At 74.2% G+C, this 6,514-nt stretch carries 4 protein-coding genes; 2 read left to right on the top strand and 2 right to left on the bottom strand.

From position 1 onward, the window contains the following. Positions 1–847, bottom strand: an 847-nt coding sequence (locus CWIS_RS18080) for a winged helix DNA-binding domain-containing protein (protein ID WP_082156420.1), incomplete at its 3' end; no start/stop codon positions are given. Between the two features lie 172 nt (positions 848–1,019). On the opposite strand from CWIS_RS18080, the gene CWIS_RS11855 reads away from it, so the two are divergent. After that, the gene (locus CWIS_RS11855) at positions 1,020–2,117 is read left to right on the top strand and encodes an acyl-CoA desaturase (RefSeq protein WP_229747320.1); all 1,098 of its coding nucleotides are present in this window, start codon (positions 1,020–1,022) and stop codon (positions 2,115–2,117) included. Positions 2,118–2,303: 186 nt separating this feature from the next. Here CWIS_RS11855 and CWIS_RS11850 read toward each other — a convergent pair whose 3' ends face one another. Next, positions 2,304–2,507 (bottom strand): cold-shock protein, encoded by a 204-nt coding sequence (locus CWIS_RS11850; RefSeq protein ID WP_048343508.1) that lies wholly within the window; start codon positions 2,505–2,507, stop codon positions 2,304–2,306. 704 nt (positions 2,508–3,211) lie between these two features. Here CWIS_RS11850 and CWIS_RS11845 point away from each other — a divergent pair. Further along, on the top strand, positions 3,212–6,478 hold the full coding sequence (locus tag CWIS_RS11845; RefSeq protein ID WP_048343507.1) for an esterase-like activity of phytase family protein: 3,267 nt from the start codon (positions 3,212–3,214) through the stop codon (positions 6,476–6,478). The last annotated feature ends 36 nt before the right edge of the window (positions 6,479–6,514 follow it).

Below are 6,514 nucleotides of genomic sequence, written 5' to 3'. Positions count from 1 at the left end.
ACGAGCCGTACACCTCGTCGTACGCCTGCAGGAGGTCGACCCGCGGGCCCGGGCCCGACGAAGGTGCGCCCAGGTCTCGCGGCACCCACCACAGCTCGTGCTCCTCGACCGTGAGCTGCTCGACGGCGTGGCCGAGACCCGCGAGGCCTCGTCGGACCTGCGTGAGCGTGAGGCTGGCCCACCACGCGAGGTCGCGCACGGAGGCAGGACCGTGCCCGACGAGGAAGCGGCGCACGAGCTCGCTGAGCGCCTCGTCGCCCGTGAGGTCGCCGCGGGGACGGGACGCGCCGCGCTCGTCGGCCAGCGCGTAGGTGTGCAGGGTGCCGCGCGCGCGACCGCTCACGACGATGCCCTCGAGCTCGGCGTGCATCACGACGAACGACAGGCGGTCGGGGGTCGTCTCGACACCCTCGGCGGCGAGGGCGACGCCGAGCTCCGCACGCGTGGGGTGCCCGCCCGGCGTCAGGCGCTCGACGACGCGCGCGAGCGCCACGTCCGTGCGCACGAGCGTCTCGTCGTCGAGCCCGAGCTCGCGGCCCCGCGGCGCGCACTGCCGGTGCACCCGAGGGGACGTCAGCGCGAGCACCCAGCGCAGGTCCTCGGGTGTGAGCAGGTGCCACGTGGGCCGCAGCGCGTGCGTGCGCAGGATCGCGCCGTCGTCGAGCGCGCGCCGCACGTCGTGGTCCGACGAGTCCGCGCATCGCTGGCCGAGGGACCACCGGGCGACCGGGAGCTCCTGCCCCTGCACGGCGAGCTGCTCGGCGACGACCTGACCTGCGCCTCGAGCCCGCGGGCCGCGCAGGCGCTGGGTCTCGAGCCGGCGGCGGACGACCTCGGCTGCGCGCATGCACCGAGGCTAGGACCGAGGTCCCACACACGACCCACGCAGAACACCCCTGGCGCGAACAGGCCCGCGGGGTACTCTGGCCAGGCGATCGGCACCCGCCCATGGCAACGACGCCCGCCCACGGCGGGCCCACCACCCCGGCAGGTGCTTCATCGCCACAACCACTCCCCCCGTGACCTCGACCGTGCTGCGTGAGGGCTTCCGCCCCACGGTCGCCCGCGACACCACGTTCCCGCACCTCACGCATGCGTACACGCAGGTCGCAGCCGTGGTGCGCGAACGCGGGCTCCTGCGCCGGGCGTACGGGTTCTACGGCGGGGTGGGCGCGGTGCTGCTCGCCGGGTTCGTCGGCGCCCTCGCGGGCTTCCTGCTGCTCGGCCACAGCTGGTTCCAGCTGCTGATCGCCGCGGGGCTCGGTGTCCTGCTCACGCAGACCGCGTTCCTCACGCACGAGGCCGCGCACAAGCAGGTGCTCGCGGGCGGCAAGGCCAACGACCGGCTCGCGCGCATCCTCGCGTGCGGCGTCGTCGGCGTGAGCCTGTCCTGGTGGGAGACCAAGCACAACCGGCACCACGCCAACCCGAACAAGGTCGGCAAGGACCCGGACATCGAGATCGACACGATCTCGTTCGTCGAGGAGGACGCGGCCACCGCGACCGGCCTGCGGGCGCTCATCACGCGGCGCCAGGGCTGGCTGTTCTTCCCGCTGCTCACGCTCGAGGGCCTGAACCTGCACCGCCTGGGCCTGCAGCACCTGCTCGGCCGCGAGAAGGTCGACCGGCGTTGGCAGGAGCTCGTGCTCATCGGCGTGCGGTTCGTCGCCTTCTGGGTCCCGGTGTTCTGGCTGCTGCCGATCGGGATGGCGTTCGCGTTCGTCGGCGTGCAGCTCGCGGTGTTCGGCGTGTACATGGGGGCCTCGTTCGCCCCCAACCACAAGGGCATGCCGGTGATCGGCCGCGACTCCAAGCTCGACTTCTTCTCCAAGCAGGTGCGGACCTCGCGCAACGTCCGGGGCGGCTGGTGGGCGACGTCGCTCATGGGCGGCCTCAACTACCAGATCGAGCACCACCTGTTCCCGAGCATGCCGCGCCCGCACCTGGCCCAGGCCCGCCTGCTGGTGCGCGAGCACTGCCGCACGCTCGACGTCCCGTACGCGGAGACGACGCTGCTGCGCTCGTACGCGATCGTCGTGCGGTACCTCAACGAGGTCGGCCTCGCGGCCCGTGACCCGTTCGAGTGCCACATGGTGTCCCGCTTCCGGCGCGTCTGACCCGACGGGTCGCGCCCGTCCCGCACGACCTCACACCCGCGCCCGCGCAGTCGGCGAGCGCGGGTGTCGTGCGTCCACGGGCGTCTGCGGGGGCGGGCAGGCGTGTGCGGGGACGACGAAGGGGCCGTACCGGGAGGCACGGCCCCTTCGAGCTGATGCCGGCGGACCGGCGTCAGAAGTCTGGCTTCAGAGCGGGCGGATGTTCTCCGCCTGCGGGCCCTTGGGGCCCTGAGCAACGTCGAACTCGACCTGCTGGTTCTCCTCGAGGGAGCGGAACCCGGAGGACTGGATCGCGCTGTAGTGCGCGAACACGTCGGCGGAGCCGTCGGACGGGGCGATGAAGCCGTAGCCCTTCTCAGCGTTGAACCACTTCACAGTGCCGGTGGCCATGATGTCTTCTCTCGTTCGAGGGGCGTGGTCGCGGGCGCGACCTCGCTCGCCGCGCCCAGGGGGTCGCGGACGGTTGTGGGCGCGGGCTCGGCGAGCACGCGGGTGGGGACGGGTCGCACGGTGCGGGACCAGGAGCGCGTCGGCGGCCGCCCAGGTGGCGACGACGCCGAGCGACCGGGTGAAGCGGTCGCTGATGCGCAGACCGTCGGCGGTGCGCTGGGCCAGGCCCGCGTACTCGTCCGCGACGGTGGCGACCCAAAGGTCCTCGTCGGCCTGGCGCCAGCGCGGTGCTGCGGGCCGGGGACCTGTCTGGGACAGGGGATCAAGACTGGTGAAGATGCTGACTACTCTCGCGCCCCGCGCGTTCGTCGGGGTGGATGGATCTCAAGGTGAATCGGTGACGGCGGTCGCCGTCCGGGCTCGCGGTCCTGCTTCGATGCGATGAACCGAAGAGCTGCGACGGGGTGACCCGCCACGTGAACGCGTGTCCGAGAGTACACGACACGCCGCCAACCGCACAGGGTCGCCTCGGTCACGTGCTCTGCGGTCGGCTCGGCGCACGCGTCCGGGCGGCGCGGCAGTCCGACGAGACCGCCTCGCCGACCGACTCGTCGAGCACCCGCCGCAACGCGTTCACCTGCGGTTCCGTGCCCGGACACGCACGGTCGGCACAGTTCGGCGCGACCCCGTCCTGAGGAGAGCTGATGCTGCCCGCACGCCCCCGCCGCGCGCTCGCCGGACCCACGGCGCTCGCCGTGACCGGCGCCCTGGCCGTCACGGGCCTGACCGTCGCCCCCGCGTCGGCCGCCCCCGTCCGACCCGCCGCATCCGTCACGTCCGCCGCGTCACTCGCGGCCGGCACCCCGGCGAACGGCTGGTCCGACGACGGCTGGACCGCGCCGACCCCCGGCTCCGCGTTCCACCGGCTCGCGACCTACCCCGTCTACCTCAACCGCCCGGCGGGCGTCGACGCCGCCGCCGCGACGGTCGCGGAGATCTCCGCGGTCTCCCAGGACGGCACGACCTTCGTCCACACGGACGCGCTGGCGCGCCGCATCGGCTTCGTCGACATCACCGACCCCGCGCACCCGGTGGGGCGCGGCACGCTCGACCTCGCGGCCGACCTGGGTGTCGGCGCGCACGCGGAGCCGACGAGCGTCGCCGTGGTCGGCGGGTACGTGCTCGTCGTCGTCGACACCTCGACGTCGTTCGCGAGCCCGTCGGGTGCGCTCGTCGTCGTGGACCTCGCGACGCACGAGGTGGTGCGGACGCTCGACCTCGGCGGTCAGCCCGACTCGATCGCGCTGACGCCCGACCAGGCCCACGCCGCGATCGCGATCGAGAACCAGCGCGACGAGGACGCCAAGCCGGCGGGCGGCGCGAAGGGGGACCTGCCGCAGCTCCCGGGCGGCTTCCTGCAGCTCGTCGACCTGCCGGACCCGGCGAGCCCCGAGGGCTGGAGCCTGCGCGAGGTCCCGTTCACGGACGGCGGGGCCGCGCTGCCGGCGTTCACAGCCGCGGGGCTCGACACGCCGCAGGACCCCGAGCCGGAGTACGTGGCGATCGACCCGACGGGCACGACGGTGGCGGTGACGCTGCAGGAGAACAACGGCGTCGTGCTGGTCGACGTCGCGACGGGCGCGATCACGAAGGTCTTCTCGGCCGGCACGCAGGCCGTGACGGGCATCGACACGAAGAAGGACGGCCTGATCGACCAGACCGGCGCGATCGCCGCGGTGCCGCGCGAGCCCGACGCGATCGGCTGGCTCGATGCGCGGCACGTGGCGACGGCCAACGAGGGCGACTGGAAGGGCGGCACGCGCGGCTGGTCGGTGTTCGACACGACCACCGGTGACGTCGTGTGGGACGCGGGTGCCTCGCTCGAGCGCCTGGCGGTGCGCGTGGGGCTGCACACCGAGGACCGGGCGGCCAAGAAGGGCGTGGAGATCGAGGGCCTCGCAGTCGCGACGTTCGGCGGTACGCCGTACGTGCTCGTCGGCTCCGAGCGCTCCAACTTCGTCGCGGCCTACGACGTGAGCGACCCGACCAACCCGGTGTTCGAGCAGGTCCTGGCCACGACGAACGGCCCCGAGGGCATCCTGCCGGTGCCGGCGCGCGACCTGCTGATCGTCTCCTCCGAGACGGACTCCGCGGCGGTGAACGTCCGCTCGGCGGTCACGGTCTACGGCCGCGGCGAGGGGTACACCTCCGCGGCCGGGGCGCCGACGTTCCCGTCGGTCGTCTCGGCCGACGCCGCGGGTGCGCCGATCGGCTGGGGCGCGCTGGGTGCGCTCGCGGCGGACCGTCGCGACGACGAGCGCCTCTGGTCCGCCACCGACGCGGCGTACGCCGACACGCGGCTGCTGTCGATCGACGTCAGCGGCACGCCCGCGGTGATCGACCGCCAGCTGCGGGTGACCGAGCGCGGCGTCGGGCTCACGCTCGACGTCGAGGGTGTCGCCACGCGGCGCGCGGGCGGGTTCTGGCTCGGCGTCGAGGGCGCGGCCGGGGCGGGCAACGAGCTCGTGCGGACCAACGCGTACGGCGCGGTCGTCGAGCGGGTCGCCCTGCCGGCCGACGTCGCGGCGGGGCTGTCGAAGTGGGGCGTCGAGGGCGTCACGACGACCGACGACGCCGACGGTGAGCACGTGTGGGTCGCGCTGCAGCGTGGCCTGACGAGCGACCCCGGCGGCCTCGGGGGCACCGCGCGGCTCGGGCGGTACGACACCGCCGACGGCACGTGGACGTGGTTCGCCTACCCGCTGGGCACGACGAGCGTGGCCGGCGACTGGCTGGGGCTCTCGGAGGTCGTCGCGGTCGACGACGACACGCTCGCGGTGATCGAGCGCGACAAGCTCAACGGCCCGAACGCCGCGGTGAAGCGCGTCTACACCGTGGACGTCCCGGCCGACCCCGCACCCGGCGAGGTCGCGGTCATGACGAAGTCGCTCGCGCACGACGTCCTGCCCGACCTGCGCGCGACCGCGGGCTGGACGCAGGAGAAGCTCGAGGGCCTGACGATCGCCGGCGACGGCACGGTGTGGGCGATCACCGACAACGACGCGCTCGCCGACGCGACCGGCGAGACGGTGCTGCTCTCCCTGGGGACGCGCGCCGCTGTGTTCGGCGCGACCGCGACCAGCTCGACGCTCCGGGTCACCGGCGGCCTCGCCTACGGCCAGCGCCAGACGCTCACGGCCACCGTGACGCCTGCGGTCACCGGGACGGTCACGTTCCTCGACGGCTCGCGCACGGTCGCGAGCGCCCCGGCGGTGTCCGGGACCGCGACCGCGTCCGTGGCGCTCGCGGCGGGCACCCACGCGCTCGTCGCGCGGTTCACGCCGTCCGACGACACCGCCGCGCCCTCGTCGTCGCAGGCCGTCCGCGTGACGGTCCGCAAGGCGACGACGAGCACGACGACACGCGTCGCTGCGAGCACCCCGACCTACGGCACGCCGGTCAAGGTCACGGTCACCGTGACGGGTGCGACCGCCGCGCCCACGGGCCGCGTGCAGGTCCGCGAGGGGTCGAAGGTGCTGGGCACCGGGACGCTGCTCACGTCCGGGAAGTCGGGCCGCGCTACGGTCACGCTCCCCGCGTCGCTCGCGGTGGGTCGGCACCGGCTCACCGCGGTGTTCGCGGGCACGCCCGACGTCGCGGGGTCGTCGTCGGCGGCCACGGTCACCGTCCGGCGCGCGACGCCGAAGGTGAGCCTCGCGGCGTCGTCGTGGACCGTGGCGAAGGGCACGCGGCCGACGATCGTCGTGCAGGTGACCGGCGCGGGCGCGACCCCCGGCGGCACCGTGACCGTGAAGGTGGGCCGCGCGACCGTCGCGACCCGCACGCTCGTCGACGGCCGGCTCGTCGTGACGCTGCCCCCCGCGACCCGGACCTCGGCGGTCACGGTCCGCTACGCGGGCTCGACCTCGTACCTGCCGGTCACCGCGTCCCGCACCCTCACGGTGCGCTGACCTCGGGGCCGGTGGCACCGGCATCCGCTCCCGCGA

Origin of the sequence: Cellulomonas sp. A375-1, assembly GCF_001040865.1 — a bacterium.
GTDB lineage: Bacteria > Actinomycetota > Actinomycetes > Actinomycetales > Cellulomonadaceae > Cellulomonas > Cellulomonas gelida.
The sequence above is the reverse complement of the archived record's forward strand: the minus strand, read 5'-3'. Positions and strand labels throughout refer to the sequence as shown.